The following is a 14959-nucleotide window of genomic DNA, read 5'->3' as shown; positions in this document are numbered from 1 at the left end:
TGTTCGGGAATTGCGTTGACTTGCAAGGATATCATTGGTAAACTGACGGTGGAAATAATATAAAACAAATTTTTGGCGGAGGTGCCTTATGTCGTCAGTAGTTGTAGTCGGAACCCAATGGGGAGACGAAGGAAAAGGCAAGATAACCGATTTTCTATCACAAAATGCCGAGGTTGTTGCACGTTATCAAGGTGGAAACAATGCCGGGCATACGATCAAATTTGATGGCGTTACTTATAAATTGCATTTAATACCTTCTGGAATCTTTTTTAATGATAAAACTTGTGTGCTGGGCAATGGAATGGTCATTGATCCTAAAGCGCTGCTAGAGGAACTGAAATACTTACACGACAAAGGAGTATCTACAGAAAATCTTCGAATCAGCAATCGCGCGCACGTAATTCTTCCTTACCACTTGAAACTCGATACCCTGCAGGAAGAGCAAAAAGGTGCGAATAAAATCGGCACCACGAAAAAAGGGATTGGGCCTGCCTATATGGACAAAGCTGCACGTATGGGCATACGTATAGCTGATCTGATGGATAAAGAAAGCTTTAAAGAAAAGCTTGAGCAGAATCTGGAAGAAAAGAACCGTTTGTTTGAAAAAGTTTATGAAACGAAACCATTTACGGTCGAGGAAATCCTCGAGGAATACTACGATTATGGACAGCAGATTGAAAAGTATGTGTGCGATACCTCCGTTGTGTTGAATGACAGCCTGGATGAAGGCCGCCGCATTCTATTTGAAGGGGCTCAGGGAGTTATGCTTGATATCGATCAAGGAACCTATCCTTTCGTTACCTCTTCCAACCCAATTGCCGGCGGGGTCACGATTGGTTCCGGTGTCGGCCCGTCTAAAATCAAGCATGTAGTCGGGGTGTCTAAAGCCTATACGACGCGTGTAGGAGACGGTCCTTTTCCAACTGAACTGGATAATGAAACGGGTGATCAAATTCGTGAAGTCGGGAAAGAATACGGCACTACGACGGGCAGACCACGCCGTGTCGGCTGGTTTGACAGCGTAGTGGTTCGCCATGCCCGCCGTGTGAGTGGTATTACAGACCTTTCCCTTAACTCAGTCGACGTATTAACGGGTATTGAGACGTTGAAAATTTGTACCGCTTATAAGTACAAAGGAGAAATTATGGAAGAATTCCCGGCCAGCTTGAAAGTACTCGCTGAATGTGAACCGGTGTATGAAGAAATGCCGGGCTGGACAGAAGATATCACCGGTGCGAAAACATTGAGTGATCTTCCAGTTAATGCACGCAATTACATTGAACGAGTTTCACAGCTTACGGGAATCCCTCTTTCAGTATTTTCTGTGGGACCGGATCGTAACCAAACCAATGTTGTACGGAGTGTTTACAGCGAATAAATGATGTTTCAACGCCTGGCTTGTCTAAGTCAGGCGTGTTTTGCTTATGATATGAGGAGAAGGAGAGTGTTTCACGTGAAACAAATCTGTGTATTTGCGGGCTCAAGTGCCGGACACAACCCAGCCTATACGGAAGAAGCCAAAAAACTCGGAAAAGCATTTGCTGAAAAAAATATTGAGCTGGTATACGGTGGAGCTAAAAGTGGTTTAATGGGTGTACTTGCCGACAGCATACTTCAGCTGGGAGGAAAAGTCACGGGAGTCATGCCTACGGAGTTATTTGACCGTGAAATCGTCCATACGGAACTAAGCGACTTTATTGAAGTGAACACGATGCATGAACGAAAAGCAAAGATGAGTGAACTTGCTGACGGGTATATCGCACTCCCCGGCGGGTTTGGAACGTTTGAGGAATTATTTGAGACCGTGAGCTGGGCTCAAATAGGACTGCACAAAAAGCCAGTGGCTTTATTCAATATTGAAGAGTACTATACCCCTGTAAAACGATTAATTGAGCATGCCATTGAGGCAGGGTTTGTTCCTGAAAGCAATCGGAGCATCGTTGTAGATTCCTCTGACCCCTATGAACTTTTAGACAAGCTGAACACCTATCATTCTACTGATAAATAAAAAAAGATCAGCGGCAGCGCTGGTCTTTTTTTACACATTGATGGTTTTTACAAATGAAATTCCCAGGTAGCGATACGTCACATTAATACGTTCAATCGGGGTATCTTCTGTGATGCTTAAACCATAGATTCTGTCAGGGTGTTCAGAACCCGCTTTTGCCTGCTTGGAGAATGGTATCGGAGCACTTTTGGGTTCGAGTGTAATCGTCTCATAGTCTTTCATTCCGTATTCTTCTTCATAAGGCTGATAAGTATCTGTAATAATAAAACCTTTAGTAGAGTTACTGACCTGCATGCGTACTTTTGTGGGAGCTTCATTTGCATTGATCGAAACATCGGTAATATGGATGTTCCCTAATAAATTTTTGTTTCCGAGGGCGACAATAACCGATAACTTGTCGCTAGTCGTTCCAATTGAACCCTGCGTCAGGGGCGGGTTCATTTTTAAGTAGCCGAGCAGTCCAATTATTAAAATTATAAGTACAAAAGAAATAGAGCGTATAATTTTCTTCAAGGGATCCCTCCTTCCTATAAAGTAGTTTTATAAAATTATATGTGTGTTCCCATAGGTGATATGAAAAGCAAAATACGTCTGGTAAGAAAAAATAGTATTGCGCCTGATATATGCATATGATATGATGTTAAACGTCGCAGTAAGAAAGCCATCATGGTCCGGTAGTTCAGTTGGTTAGAATGCCTGCCTGTCACGCAGGAGGTCGCGGGTTCGAGTCCCGTCCGGACCGCCATTGCTATTATAACACGTTGAAAGTTAGAAATTTAACGAATAAACGTGAATAGTTTTTGACAAATAAATGCTTTTTTACTTCATGGACTTGACGAAATCCGTCCCATTGCGAAGGTATAAGTAACACTCTGGCTTGACGGCTGGTGGAAACGTCGAAACCCACTTATGTGGAGTGACAAAAAGAAAACTTTATAGTACGGCTCGGTAGCTCAGTCGGTAGAGCAACGGACTGAAAATCCGTGTGTCGGCGGTTCGATTCCGTCCCGAGCCACTCTCTTTAAAAGTCTGCGATAAACTCGCAGGCTTTTTTTGTATAGTGAAATTATTCAATTCTTTCTTCTGTTACTAATATTTTCATATAATTAAATGAAAAGAATGGAATTTTAGTATATTTTATAATGTTTTTGGGCATACAGAAGGCGGAAATATTAGCATTTGTGCCTGGTTTTGGTAAGTATATGATAAGAATATTACATTTCCCCTCCCCTATTTTATTAATAATTTTCATATGATAGGTTTATTAAGTGAAAATATTAATAATAATGATAATAAAAGAGATAAATAGATTCACAGGGGGAAAGGAAATGAAGAAAGATAGAAAAGCGGTTATGACAAAGGCCGCTTTTACAGGAGTGCTGGTATTAAGCTTAACTGTAGGAACAGCTTATGCAGAGAAGAATATAAATACGGTTTATCAAGTATATGTCGATGATGAATCCATCGGAACCGTAGAGAAAAAGGAAGACATTCAGTCCTTTATCGAAGATCGTGTTCATAGAGCGGAAATCACATATAGCGAAGAAGATCTTAAACTGAACGAAGATATTACCTTTAAGCGTGAGAAAAATCTTTCGTCTGATAGCAATAAAGCGAAAGTGCTGGAACAATTAGAGGAATCAATTTCCGTTTCAGCTGAATCCGTTCAAGTAAACATAGATGATCAAAAGGTCGCTTACCTTTCTGGCAAGGAGGAAATAGAGGAAGTTAAACAGCGGCTGAAAGAAAAATATGTGGAAGAGGAAACTCTTACTCAATTAGAGTTCAAAGATTCGAAAGGTAAACCAATAGAGAAGGAAGAAGGTGAATCTGGCATTTTATCGGTGGAGCTCAGTCATGAAATTAAAGGAGAGAGCTTGCACGTTCACCCTTCTCGCATTTCTTCGGTCTCGCAAGCCGTGCAAAAGGTGAAAAATGGAACTGTAGTGGAAGATAACGGTGAAAGCCTGGGAGGAAATAAACCAGTTGAGGGGAAAGTATCTGAACCCCTGACCGAGGTAGTTGTTAAAGAAAAAGACGTTCAGGAAAAACCCATAGAGTCCTCCCGAAAGATTGTAGAAACCAACGATCTATTAAAAGGTGAGACAGAAACGAAAAAAGAAGGCAGCGATGGAAGAAAAGAAATCCATACCCTGATTACCAAAAAGAATGGAAGCGTGGAAACGAGAGAAACTTTAAAAGAAGAAGTGGTGGAAGAACCTGTCGAAGAAGTTATTCTTAAAGGAACGAAAATCATCCCTTCTCGCGGTACAGGTACTTTCGCGTGGCCCGCAGTTGAAGGAATGATTACGAGCCATGTGGGTGAAAGATGGGGAAGGTATCATAAAGGGATTGATATTGCAGGGGTGGATGACCGTACAATTAAGGCTGCCGATAACGGAGAAGTCGTTACGGCTGAGTATCAGAGTGGGTTTGGCAATAAAGTCGTGGTTGATCATAATAACGGATATGAAACGATTTATGCTCATCTTGCTTCGATTGATGTGGAGGTAGGAGAAACCGTCCGAAAAGGAAACAAACTAGGTGTTATGGGAACCACGGGAAATTCCACGGGCGTTCATTTGCATTTTGAAATTCACAAAGATGGAAAACTCGAGGATCCAGCTTCATTTTTCTAATATCACTGTTACATTTTGCGCGATGTTGCTAAAGAAAAGCTCCCGTTTGTGTAAGACTCAGTCTCGAGATAATTGGGTCCTTTACTAAAATGGAGATGAGGGTTGTTTCCGTAGCCAGCCCCTCTCTTTATTAGCGGCGGACCCAAGATATCTGAAAACTGAGTCTTACAGTAACCGGCCCTATTGTGTTATGAAAAACCAATAAGAATTTTTAAGAGAGTATTTTAGTTAGAAACCGCTATGGATCCTGGTCATAGTGGTTTTTCTGTAGAAATAAATTATTTTTTCTGAACACATTTTTCATAACTTTTTATTAGAAAAAGACATTTTTCCATAAATAAGTTAAAATAATAGATGGTATAGAAGTCGAGGAAAGGGATGTGACAGTGTATGGCACTGAAGATCTTAGTTGTAGACGATGAAAAGCCAATTGCAGATATATTGAAATTTAATTTAGAAAAAGAAGGATATGAGGTCGTGTGTGCTTATGATGGCGATGAAGCCATTCATAAAGCAGACGAAGAAGACCCGGATTTAATCTTATTAGATATTATGCTTCCGAATAAGGACGGAAACGAAGTCTGCCGGGAAGTGCGCAAGAATCATAATATGCCAATCATTATGCTGACAGCCAAAGATGCTGAAATAGATAAAGTCCTGGGACTTGAAATGGGTGCAGACGATTACGTGACCAAACCATTCAGTAATCGCGAACTGATTGCCAGAGTAAAAGCTAATTTGCGGCGTCAGCAGCAGGAGCCGGAAGACAGCTCCCAGCAGCCTAAAGACATAACAATAGGAAGATTATCGATTCATCCAGATGCTTATACAGTGACGCGGGATGGCTCTTACATTGAATTGACCCACCGTGAATTTGAATTATTACATTACTTAGCCCGTCATATCGGACAGGTCATGACGCGTGAGCATTTGCTGGAGACCGTCTGGGGCTACGACTATTATGGAGATGTAAGAACCGTAGACGTTACTGTGCGTCGACTGCGTGAGAAGATCGAAGAAAATCCAAGTAATCCCGTCTGGATCGTTACCAGACGCGGAGTTGGTTATTATTTAAGAAATCCAGAGCAGGAGTAGTGTTTTGATGAAGAAAGTAGGTTTTTTTCAGTCCGTCAGACTGAAGCTGATTCTCGTTTATATTCTGCTTCTTCTATTAGGCATCCAAGTGATTGGTGCCTATTTTGTTGATAAGCTGGAAAATAATCTGACGGAAAACTTTACTAATTCGATTGAAGGACGCTTAAATTCACTCACCTATAGTCTCCAAAATGCCTTTGAGGCAGAACGAGGCGAGGGTGACCCCTCTTTACAGGCAGAAGTAGAGGGTCTGATCAATGAATTTAATGGTTCAGATATCAAGAAATTACAGGTGATTGAAAAGACAGGTCCGAATATCATTGCCTCGTTTGACAGCGGTAGTGATGATAGCGCAAATATCGGAAAAAAAGTGACGGATGCCCGAATCACTAAAGTATTTATCCTCGGCGAGACCGATCCGCGAACCGTACGGCAGGATGGGACAAACTTGTATGTAGGAGAGAAACCCATTACAACGGAAGCCGGGGAAATTGTAGGGGTTCTCCACTATCAGGCCCGCATGAATGGCATCTATGAACAAATGCAGTCGATTAATAGTATATTTGCCAAGGGTACCCTGCTTGCGATAACGGTCACCGCCCTGCTTGGGATCCTGGTGGCTCGTACCATTACCAAGCCTTTAACGGAAATGAAAGAGCAGGCTCAGATTATGGCTACCGGCGACTTCTCCCAAAAGGTCGATGTAAAAGGTAATGATGAAATTGGCCAGCTCGGTCTCACGTTTAACGACCTGAACGATAAACTTAAGTTATCCCAGGCGACAACAGAAGGAGAACGGCGGAAATTAAGTTCTGTTTTGTCGAATATGTCAGATGGTGTCATTGCTACAGACCGTCTTGGAGCTATTGTGTTAATGAATGCGCCAGCCTCTAAGCTGATCGGCCAGACGATTGAAGAAGTCCAGGGGCAGTCTTTAATCGATGTTTTCGATCTTGGCGACCAGATGGAGGATATTTCCGAAGTCGAAGAAGCAGGATCGATGATTATTGACCTCAGCAGTGAAGATAAGCACCTGCTGATCAAGGCTAATTTTTCAGTTGTAGAAGATGAGAATGAAGAAATGGACGGGTTTATTTCGGTAATTAGTGACGTTACAGAGCAGGAGAAGGTAGAGCAGGAACGCAGGGAATTCGTGTCTAATGTTTCCCATGAACTGCGCACACCGCTCACAACTATGCGGAGCTACATTGAGGCCTTAAACGATGGAGCCTGGCAGGACCCTGATATTGCTCCTAGATTCTTAGATGTCACACAAAATGAAACCGATCGTATGATTCGCTTAGTCAATGATTTGCTGCAACTAACGAAGATGGATCATAAAGAAACGACCTTAATGAGAGAGCGTGTCGAATTTGTCGGCTTCTTTAATCAGATTATTGATCGATTTGAGATGAATAAAGATGAAAATATGGAGTTTGATAGAAACCTTCCTAAGAAAAACATGTACGTATGGATGGACAAAGATAAATTGACACAGGTGTTGGATAATGTCATATCCAACGCTGTAAAATATTCACCCGAAGGCGGCACGATTCATTTTGATGCGTATTCTACCAGGAAGCAGCTTCGTGTGAGTGTGACTGATGAAGGGATCGGTATGCCGGCAGATACAGTAGATAAAATCTTTGACCGGTTTTACCGGGTAGATAAATCGCGAGCAAGAGAAATGGGCGGAACCGGTCTTGGCCTCGCTATTGCCCGGGAAATGATTGAAGCCCATCACGGTAAAATATGGGCAGAAAGTAAAGAGGGTAAAGGGACCTCGGTACACTTTACACTTCCGTTAATGAGTCAGAAGCGGAGGGGAAATTCATGAACATGGAAACAATGAAGTCCGTGATTTTAGTTATATTGATTGCTTTCAGTCTAATATTAACTGTCGCTCTATGGAACTATCAGCCAATCGGTGAGGTCGTTGAAGAGGGACAAGAAGTAATTGACACCACACAATTAGACGGTGAAGAAAATGATTTAGTCAGCCTAGTGGAGCCGGAGCAGTTCGTTTTTCACGATTTAGGGACTTCCTATTCCTATGAAGATCCGGCAGAAAAAACGGCAATGTACGACAGAATGAAGCAATGGGAGCTTTCGAATGTGGACGAAACTCCAGAACAGCCCAGTTTTGATGAGGATAGTCATGTGGTGGAAGCTATTTTTTCCGAGAAGCTTCCTCTAAAAGTGCTTCAACATATCTTTACTGTAAGTACAGGAGAGCTTTCAGAGACCCAAGTATTTAACAGGTTGTTTTTTATCCATGGGCATGAAGATAATTCTTCCTCTTTTTATCAGGTTCTGGCCGTAGATTCGACGGACGACGTAGCGCCTGCTAAGCTCAGGGCTACCATTGATGAAGACTATGGAAGCCAATTATTTAATGAGCTGGAGGACAAGAATGACTTAATCGAGCAGATTGCTTTGGATGGTTCAATCTCCCTTCTGGGGAACTCTGAGATTGAAAGTACGATTTATCTTCCTGAAGGTCGTGTGACTTATCCAGAGGAAGTGCTGCAGACCACTCCGATTCCATTGGTTCCGATTCAAAACGATCTTTTTCCACCTAATGCCGTGGTTTCATCTTCATCGATTGATGGTCATCGACGTCTTGCTACGACAGACCGACGATTGGATGTTCTGGATAATGAAACCAGACTTAAATATGAGTACATGATTCCTAACCGTGCTAACCCAAGTCCATTGCTTGAGTATGATTTATTAAAAAGCAGCATCGATGATGTGAATAACCACGTGGGCTGGACCAACACGTTTTATTTGGACAGTATTTCTTCGACCATGGAAAAGGCAACATACCGCATGCATTTCAATGGACTGCCTATTCTATCAAGCGAAACTAATGTAGAAATCATGTCCATGAAATACGAACAAGGCGAGATCCAGGAATATATTCGACCGCTTGTCAGTTTTGAACGTTATCCTTATGACAACACGTCCACGGACGAGCTCGCTTCCGGAGAAGACGTGAGGGAATTCTTAACGAACACGGATAAATATAATTTAGATGAAGTGGAAGACGTTAAGATTGGGTATCAGTTAAAAGAGCAGCGTCCTAACCTTGCTTATTCCCTTTTTCCTGGATGGTTTGTTAAACTATCGGGAAGCTGGGTCCCTCTGGAAATGGAAGAATTAAGCCAAAATGAAGAAGTATCCTAGGAAGGAGAAGGGTGTAAATGCAATGGGGACAAATTAAAGTATTATTTATCCTTAGTTTTTTAGTTCTGGATATCTTTCTCCTTAATCAGTTTATGGAAAAGCAGCAGGCCTCGGAGCTTGGTCCGATTGCTACAGAAAACTCCGAGAACTTTGAAGCGGAGCTTGAAAGTAACAACATTACTGTCTCCTGGGATAACGTTCCAACCGAAGTGCCGTCTGTTCCTCAGACCATTTCTTCAGGTAGTGAATTTTCAGAGGGGATTCTTTCACAGATCCAGGAATTAAGAGAGGGAGACGAGCAAACGGTTGCGGTACAGAATAACAGTGTTTTAAAAAGCGAGCTCAACGAACCTGTTGAAGTTACGGAAGATAATGTAGTGGATCAGGTGAACAGTGTGGTCCCTTTTGGTAATCAGTATGAATATTGGAACTGGAACAAAGAAGAAGGAGTCATCCTGTTTTTTCAGAAGAAAAATGATCATACCATTTTTTATAATAGCGCAGGCTTCTTAATGCTTCAGGTTGAGGACGGGAAAATAACAAATTATATTGCTACTTTGTTATCTTTCTCGGATGGAGAAGAACAAGCTCCAAGCTCTGGCTCTAAAGAGACGCAGCTGATCCAGCCGCGTAAGATCATCCAGAAATTAATGGAGGAAGATCATTTAGCCTCGGGAGATGAGGTTACCAGTATGTCAGTGGGGTATTATAACAGCTTTTATTTAGTACCAGGCGAGGAGAATGGCCCGCAAGTATTTGCCCCAACGTGGAAAGTGACGGTAAACGGAGAGAAGAACCTGTTTGTCTATGCGATGACGGGTGCGGTTATAGATGAGAAGGAGTCAGCATTCATCGAGAAGATTAACAGCTCCTTTAATTTAAGTGTGAATAATACGTCATCCCCTCTGGTGGATAATGAAAAGAATGAAGAGGCAGAAGAGGCTGAAGGAACAGAGGAAACAGAAGAAACAGAAGAAACAAACAATGGAGTGTCTAATGAATGACTTTACGTATGAGTGTACTCGCTTCAGGCAGTACAGGTAATGCTTTTTATATAGAATCTGGGGAAGAAAAGATTTTAGTCGATGCAGGATTAAGTGGGAAGCGTATCGAAAGTTTATTGCAGCAAGTGAATATTGATCCGAATGACTTGTCCAGAATTTTAGTTACGCATGAGCATAGCGACCATATTAAAGGGTTAGGAATTATGGCAAGACGTTATAATCTTCCTGTCTATGCGAATGAAAAAACGTGGCACGCCATGGAAGGGCATATTGGAAAATTGTCATTAGATCAGAAGTTTCATTTTAATATGGAAGAAACGAAAACGTTCGGCAAGCTTGATATAGAATCATTTGCAGTCTCGCACGATGCCGCGGATCCTATGTTTTTTACCTTTCATCAGGACGGGAAAAAAGTAGCCCTCGTCACGGATTTGGGCTATGTATCTGAAAGAATCAAAAAAACGGTGGAAGATGCCGACGCTTATATTTTTGAATCCAATCATGACGTAAGTATGCTCCGCATGGGACGATATCCGTGGAATATAAAACGACGTATATTAGGAGATTCCGGTCACGTCTCTAATGAAGATTGCGCTCTCGCCTTAACTGATATCCTGACGGACCGCACGCAGCGCATCTATCTGGCCCACTTGAGTCTGGACAATAATATGAAGGACCTGGCACGGATGTCCGTGAGAAATATTCTGGAGGAACGGGGATTCCATATTGGCTCTCACCTTGAGCTTCATGATACGGATCCGAAACAGGCGACTCCTATTTATGAGGTATAATAGCGTTTTATTTTTGGTAAAACAGGAAAGAATACGTGAGTAGATCATAAACGAGCGAAGAAAGGATGGGTGAAGCCGCGTGGGTTACTATGATGACCACTCCCCAGCTGCCCAGCAGAAGAACAGTCGAAGGCGTTGGGTCATGCCTACCATTGTAGGAGTGATCCTTGGTGCAGTTTTAATCTTGTTAGCACTTCCAGCTCTAGTTCAAACCGAATTACTTCCTTATGAGATTACCATTCCTGAAGATGATAGCGGACTGGTCGAGGGTGACCAGGGGCTCACAGGAGATACGACGAAAAATGTGAAACTAGATGTGACTTCACAAATTACAGATGTTGTAGATAAAGTAACTCCTTCAGTCGTAGGCGTGGTTAATCTTCAGTCTCAGCAGAATTTCTGGGAGCAGAATGGTTCCAGTCAGCAAAGTAATGTAGGGTCAGGTGTCATCTATAAAAATGAAGATGGAACGGCCCATGTAGTGACCAACAATCACGTAATTGAAGGGGCCAGTGAAATTGAAGTAGTCCTTGCCGATGAAACGAGAATTAAAGCTCAGCTTGTCGGAAGTGATGTGTTTACAGATTTAGCAGTACTTAAAATGCCTGGCGATCAGGTGGAGCATACGATTGAACTCGGAAGTTCAGAAAATCTTAAAATTGGAGAACCGGCAATTGCGATCGGTAATCCATTAGGACTGCGCTTTTCCGGATCGGTTACGCAGGGAATCATCAGCGGCAAGCAGCGTGCGATTCCGCAGGATTTTAATGGTGATGGCTTAGAAGACTGGCAGGCAGAGGTTATTCAAACGGATGCGGCCATTAATCCAGGAAACAGCGGAGGAGCCTTAATTAATATAGAAGGACAATTAATTGGGATCAATTCTATGAAGATTGCTCAATCGGCTGTGGAAGGGATAGGATTCGCTATTCCGATTGATACAGCCAAACCAATTATTGAGGAACTTGAACAATTCGGACAAGTGAACCGTCCTTATATCGGTATCGAAGCTTATGGCCTCAATGAAGTTCCAAGCTCGGAGTGGGAAGGTACGTTGAATTTACCAGAGGAAGTTGAAGGCGGCCTGTATATACGAAGCATTAAGCAAATGTCCCCTGCAGCAAAAGCTGGATTGCAGCCACTTGATGTCATCACTTCACTTGATGGCAACAAAGTGAAGGATATTATTGATCTTCGGAAGTACTTATATAATGAAAAAGATGCCGGAGATGAACTTGAGATCACGTACTACCGTGATGGTGAAAAAAATACGACTACCGTCACCCTTGGTTCACAAGAATAGAACGTATAAAAAGAGGTATCCTTAAAAACATAAACTGTTGAGGATATCTCTTTTATTGTCGAAAAACCTCATAATTTTGTCCACAGCCTGTGAATAGTGTTCTGGATAAATAGCATATATGGTGGCGAACGTAAATTCTACTACCATATACCCTTCCCAAATTGTGCATATGTGGATAGTTTTGTGGATAACCTGTTCACATCCGGGGAAAACCTGTGAATATTAGAAAATTAACAATAGTTGTGCATAAGTCTGTGGACAATTGTGGGTAACTAAAATCGTTAGTTACTTTTTTCCACATGTGGATGACTTTTGACTCTTATTTTGTGAAATGGGTGTAAGGATAATGAATCCTTCGTAAAGATCGTGAAAATAAATGAAGAGTAAATTTATACTGTTGTTGTATTTGGACTCCAACTTCTCTAACGATTTACGAAAGTGTGGATAAGTATTATTTAGGCGTTGATAGTCGAAACTTCTTCCTGTAGTAACGAGTAAATCCAAAAATCAGTGGAGTCAGGACGATCGTAGGTAAAAACCACAAGAACATGCTGATCGATGAAATGTTTAACAAGCGCGGGGCCCCGAACACAGTGAAGGCGGTAATGGTGGCGATGGAACATCCGATTAAGTTGCCAAAGTGTTCAAAATACCAGTCATTTTCGTTTGTGGAGGAGTAAGCCAGTATTTAAGCTGTCCATAACCTAAAAATAGTCCAATTACCGGGAAGTACTGTAATAATGGAAACTGATTGACCCATCCAATCACCATGGTAAGAATGGAACTGAAAATGAGTGCGAATGAGATTCCTGTGTCCAGACTTAACAAACTTCTTCTTTTGGTCCTTCGCTTGAACCTCAGCACCCGTATTCCATTCCAGGCGGTTGACGCACTGAGAACTGCTATAAATAGCAGAAAGAAGGCGAAAGATTTTTCTGCCGCGTTTCGTGAAGCATCAAATCCTATTCGATAAATCCCCATATAAAAAGCAGTAGCTGCTACGATCCCCATGGCCCACACATATATCCAGCCTACACGTCTATGAATCATTCCCCCTTTTTTTGTAACTAAAGGAATCCAAAACATAGTAAGCGCCGTAAACCCCGCCAGAATATGAAGATATAATAATACTTGAAATGAACTCATTCAATAGTCCCCTCCCTGTTCCTGCTACTTTATTTATAACATAAGAAGCAGGTCAATCGTCTTAGTAATTCATATATTTCCATCTCCCTGAATTGTTTCGTACAATAACAGAAAAGGAGGAGATGACATGATTGATCTAAGGAGTGATACCGTAACGAAGCCTACCCGTGCCATGCGTGAAGCGGCCTTCGAAGCTGAGGTGGGGGATGATGTATATGAAGAGGATCCCACTGTGAAAAAACTTGAGAATCGAGCGGCTGAACTTACGGGGAAAGAAGCTGCTCTTTTTGTTACGAGTGGTACACAGGGGAATCAAATCTCTGTGTTGACCCATTGCCAACCTGGGGATGAAGTTCTTATGGAAGCAAATGCTCATTTATTTTTATATGAAGGAGCTTCCATGTCTGCACTGGCCGGTGTTCAACCGAGGACACTGCAAGGTACAAGAGGGGCGATGAACCCTCATGAAGTCAAAGCAGCAATCCGGCCGGATGATATTCATTTTCCTGAAACAGGGCTGATCTGTCTGGAAAACAGTCATAACAAGGCCGGGGGAGCGATTCTTCCTTTAGAAAATATGCAAGACATTCATCAACTGGCCCAGGAATCTGGTATTCCAGTTCACCTGGACGGGGCAAGATTGTTCAATGCATCGGTAGCTTCGGGAATTCCTGTGAAAACGTACGCTGAACAGACGGATACGATTCAGTTTTGCTTATCGAAAGGGCTGGGAGCTCCCGTGGGTTCCATCATTGCAGGATCTGAGGACTTTATCCAAAAAGCGCGTAAGTGGAGAAAACGTCTCGGCGGAGGCCTGCGTCAAGTAGGGATCATTGCGGCTCCGGGACTTGTGGCATTGAATGAAATGGTCGACCGGCTGGCGGAAGATCACGAGCATGCTCAGCAGTTAGCAGAAGGATTAGGAAATATAGAAGGGCTGGAAATTGAGAATAACGTGGATACGAATATTATCTTAGTCAATGTGGAAGGACGGGGAAAGACTTCGCATGAGTTTCTTGAGGAGCTGAAGAGTGAAGACGTTCTTGCTGTAGCGTTTGGACCTCACACGGTGCGGTTTGTTACCCACTATGATGTCTCCCGTGAGGATATCGACCGCGTCATCGACAGAGTAAATCAATGCTTATAATTCTTAAAATGTACATATTGAGCGGTTCTCCATCATAAGGTGAAGTATGAGATCACCTGGAGGCAGTTCATCAGTCAAAAGAGGGACTCGAAAGTTAACACTTTGGAGGTGAGTTCCATGCCGGAACTTGAGACTGGTCAAAGTACGAGTAAGAATCTGTCCGCCGCCCAGCATCACATTTTCGCTGAAATGTTTCATAAGGACCGCTTTGTGGACGGTATTCCGTTGGATGAACTCAGTAAGCATGTAAGAAAGTCTAAATCCTATAAAAAATCCACTAAGCGAATGAAATGACCTCCCCTCACCCTTTGGAGAAATCCAGAGGGGTTTTTTTAATTGTACAGAAATACACAGTAGTAAAAAGTTTTATTTTCAGTAAGTAAGGGCGGATCAGGGTCCTAATTTCTGTATAAAACGAACAATAGTAGAATTATTTTTATTTTTGTTCGTTTTTTAGTTGAATGTGTGGAATGAGTCTGCTATATTATCACAGTACCCAATTACATAGCCCAACTCGTATATTCTCGGAAATAAGGTCCGAGCGTCTCTACCCGGTTCCCAATGAAAGAACTGGACTACGAGTTAAAGTACACCCATGATCGGCTGGTTTCTTATTCTTTGGTTTAACATTCTTGAG

The 14959-nt window shown here is 42.4% G+C and carries 13 protein-coding genes, 2 tRNA genes and 1 riboswitch; of the genes, 13 read left to right on the top strand and 2 right to left on the bottom strand.

Annotated elements, in window-relative coordinates; all coding sequences use genetic code 11:
• The first annotated feature begins 88 nt into the window (after positions 1 to 88).
• Together BMZ06_RS04180 and BMZ06_RS04175 are read left to right on the top strand one after the other, a co-directional pair.
• Positions 89 to 1378 carry an adenylosuccinate synthase gene (locus tag BMZ06_RS04180; RefSeq protein ID WP_089750432.1) on the top strand — a complete coding sequence of 430 codons (1290 nt, stop codon included), beginning with the start codon at positions 89 to 91 and terminating at the stop codon, positions 1376 to 1378.
• Positions 1379 to 1453: 75 nt separating this feature from the next.
• Positions 1454 to 2008, top strand: coding sequence for an LOG family protein (locus tag BMZ06_RS04175; protein WP_089750538.1), 555 nt, complete (start codon positions 1454 to 1456; stop codon positions 2006 to 2008).
• Between the two features lie 30 nt (positions 2009 to 2038).
• Here BMZ06_RS04175 and BMZ06_RS04170 read toward each other — a convergent pair whose 3' ends face one another.
• Complete coding sequence (locus BMZ06_RS04170) at positions 2039 to 2521, bottom strand: hypothetical protein (RefSeq protein WP_089750430.1); 483 nt, start codon at positions 2519 to 2521, stop codon at positions 2039 to 2041.
• A 155-nt stretch (positions 2522 to 2676) separates the two neighbouring features.
• On the opposite strand from BMZ06_RS04170, the gene BMZ06_RS04165 reads away from it, so the two are divergent.
• The 9 genes from BMZ06_RS04165 to BMZ06_RS04125 all read left to right on the top strand — a co-directional run bounded on the left by BMZ06_RS04165 (position 2677) and on the right by BMZ06_RS04125 (position 12029).
• A tRNA-Asp gene (locus tag BMZ06_RS04165) sits at positions 2677 to 2753 on the top strand.
• A gap of 197 nt (positions 2754 to 2950) precedes the next feature.
• A tRNA-Phe gene (locus tag BMZ06_RS04160) sits at positions 2951 to 3023 on the top strand.
• A gap of 313 nt (positions 3024 to 3336) precedes the next feature.
• The gene (locus BMZ06_RS04155) at positions 3337 to 4647 is read left to right on the top strand and encodes a peptidoglycan DD-metalloendopeptidase family protein (RefSeq protein WP_175477796.1); all 1311 of its coding nucleotides are present in this window, start codon (positions 3337 to 3339) and stop codon (positions 4645 to 4647) included.
• 390 nt (positions 4648 to 5037) lie between these two features.
• Positions 5038 to 5742, top strand: coding sequence for a response regulator YycF (gene yycF, locus BMZ06_RS04150; RefSeq protein WP_089750425.1), 705 nt, complete (start codon positions 5038 to 5040; stop codon positions 5740 to 5742).
• Positions 5743 to 5749: 7 nt separating this feature from the next.
• On the top strand, positions 5750 to 7579 hold the full coding sequence (walK, locus tag BMZ06_RS04145) for a cell wall metabolism sensor histidine kinase WalK (protein WP_089750424.1): 1830 nt from the start codon (positions 5750 to 5752) through the stop codon (positions 7577 to 7579).
• The gene (locus BMZ06_RS04140) at positions 7576 to 8931 is read left to right on the top strand and encodes a YycH family regulatory protein (RefSeq protein WP_089750422.1); all 1356 of its coding nucleotides are present in this window, start codon (positions 7576 to 7578) and stop codon (positions 8929 to 8931) included. The genes walK and BMZ06_RS04140 overlap by 4 nt, the downstream gene beginning before the upstream one ends.
• A gap of 17 nt (positions 8932 to 8948) precedes the next feature.
• On the top strand, positions 8949 to 9935 hold the full coding sequence (locus BMZ06_RS04135) for a two-component system regulatory protein YycI (protein ID WP_089750420.1): 987 nt from the start codon (positions 8949 to 8951) through the stop codon (positions 9933 to 9935).
• On the top strand, positions 9932 to 10726 hold the full coding sequence (locus BMZ06_RS04130; RefSeq protein WP_089750418.1) for an MBL fold metallo-hydrolase: 795 nt from the start codon (positions 9932 to 9934) through the stop codon (positions 10724 to 10726). Before BMZ06_RS04135 ends, BMZ06_RS04130 begins: the two co-directional genes overlap by 4 nt.
• A 79-nt stretch (positions 10727 to 10805) precedes the next feature.
• A complete protein-coding gene (locus tag BMZ06_RS04125) occupies positions 10806 to 12029 on the top strand; it encodes a S1C family serine protease (protein ID WP_089750416.1) in 1224 nt (407 codons plus the stop codon).
• A gap of 627 nt (positions 12030 to 12656) precedes the next feature.
• Here the strand turns inward: BMZ06_RS04125 and BMZ06_RS04120 are convergent.
• Complete coding sequence (locus BMZ06_RS04120; RefSeq protein ID WP_342708443.1) at positions 12657 to 13175, bottom strand: DUF2306 domain-containing protein; 519 nt, start codon at positions 13173 to 13175, stop codon at positions 12657 to 12659.
• Between the two features lie 127 nt (positions 13176 to 13302).
• On the opposite strand from BMZ06_RS04120, the gene ltaE reads away from it, so the two are divergent.
• Complete coding sequence (gene ltaE / locus BMZ06_RS04115; RefSeq protein ID WP_089750414.1) at positions 13303 to 14322, top strand: low-specificity L-threonine aldolase; 1020 nt, start codon at positions 13303 to 13305, stop codon at positions 14320 to 14322.
• A gap of 117 nt (positions 14323 to 14439) precedes the next feature.
• On the top strand, positions 14440 to 14616 hold the full coding sequence (locus BMZ06_RS20585; protein ID WP_175477795.1) for a hypothetical protein: 177 nt from the start codon (positions 14440 to 14442) through the stop codon (positions 14614 to 14616).
• A 200-nt stretch (positions 14617 to 14816) separates the two neighbouring features.
• A riboswitch (purine riboswitch) is annotated at positions 14817 to 14920 on the top strand.
• Positions 14921 to 14959 lie beyond the last annotated feature (39 nt).

The organism is Halobacillus alkaliphilus, from assembly GCF_900113125.1.
Lineage (GTDB): Bacteria > Bacillota > Bacilli > Bacillales > Halobacillaceae > Halobacillus > Halobacillus alkaliphilus.
This window is presented reverse-complemented; position numbering and strand designations above follow the sequence as displayed.

Excerpts from the sequence above, each read along its gene's own strand:
- BMZ06_RS04155 (WP_175477796.1), top strand. The coding sequence starts at position 3,337 with ATGAAGAAAGATAGAAAAGCGGTTATGACAAAGGCCGCTTTTACAGGA.
- BMZ06_RS04120 (WP_342708443.1), bottom strand. The coding sequence starts at position 13,175 with ATGAGTTCATTTCAAGTATTATTATATCTTCATATTCTGGCGGGGTTT.
- BMZ06_RS20585 (WP_175477795.1), top strand. The coding sequence starts at position 14,440 with ATGCCGGAACTTGAGACTGGTCAAAGTACGAGTAAGAATCTGTCCGCC.
- walK (WP_089750424.1), top strand. The coding sequence starts at position 5,750 with ATGAAGAAAGTAGGTTTTTTTCAGTCCGTCAGACTGAAGCTGATTCTC.
- yycF (WP_089750425.1), top strand. The coding sequence starts at position 5,038 with ATGGCACTGAAGATCTTAGTTGTAGACGATGAAAAGCCAATTGCAGAT.
- BMZ06_RS04180 (WP_089750432.1), top strand. The coding sequence starts at position 89 with ATGTCGTCAGTAGTTGTAGTCGGAACCCAATGGGGAGACGAAGGAAAA.
- BMZ06_RS04135 (WP_089750420.1), top strand. The coding sequence starts at position 8,949 with ATGCAATGGGGACAAATTAAAGTATTATTTATCCTTAGTTTTTTAGTT.
- ltaE (WP_089750414.1), top strand. The coding sequence starts at position 13,303 with ATGATTGATCTAAGGAGTGATACCGTAACGAAGCCTACCCGTGCCATG.
- BMZ06_RS04140 (WP_089750422.1), top strand. The coding sequence starts at position 7,576 with ATGAACATGGAAACAATGAAGTCCGTGATTTTAGTTATATTGATTGCT.
- BMZ06_RS04130 (WP_089750418.1), top strand. The coding sequence starts at position 9,932 with ATGACTTTACGTATGAGTGTACTCGCTTCAGGCAGTACAGGTAATGCT.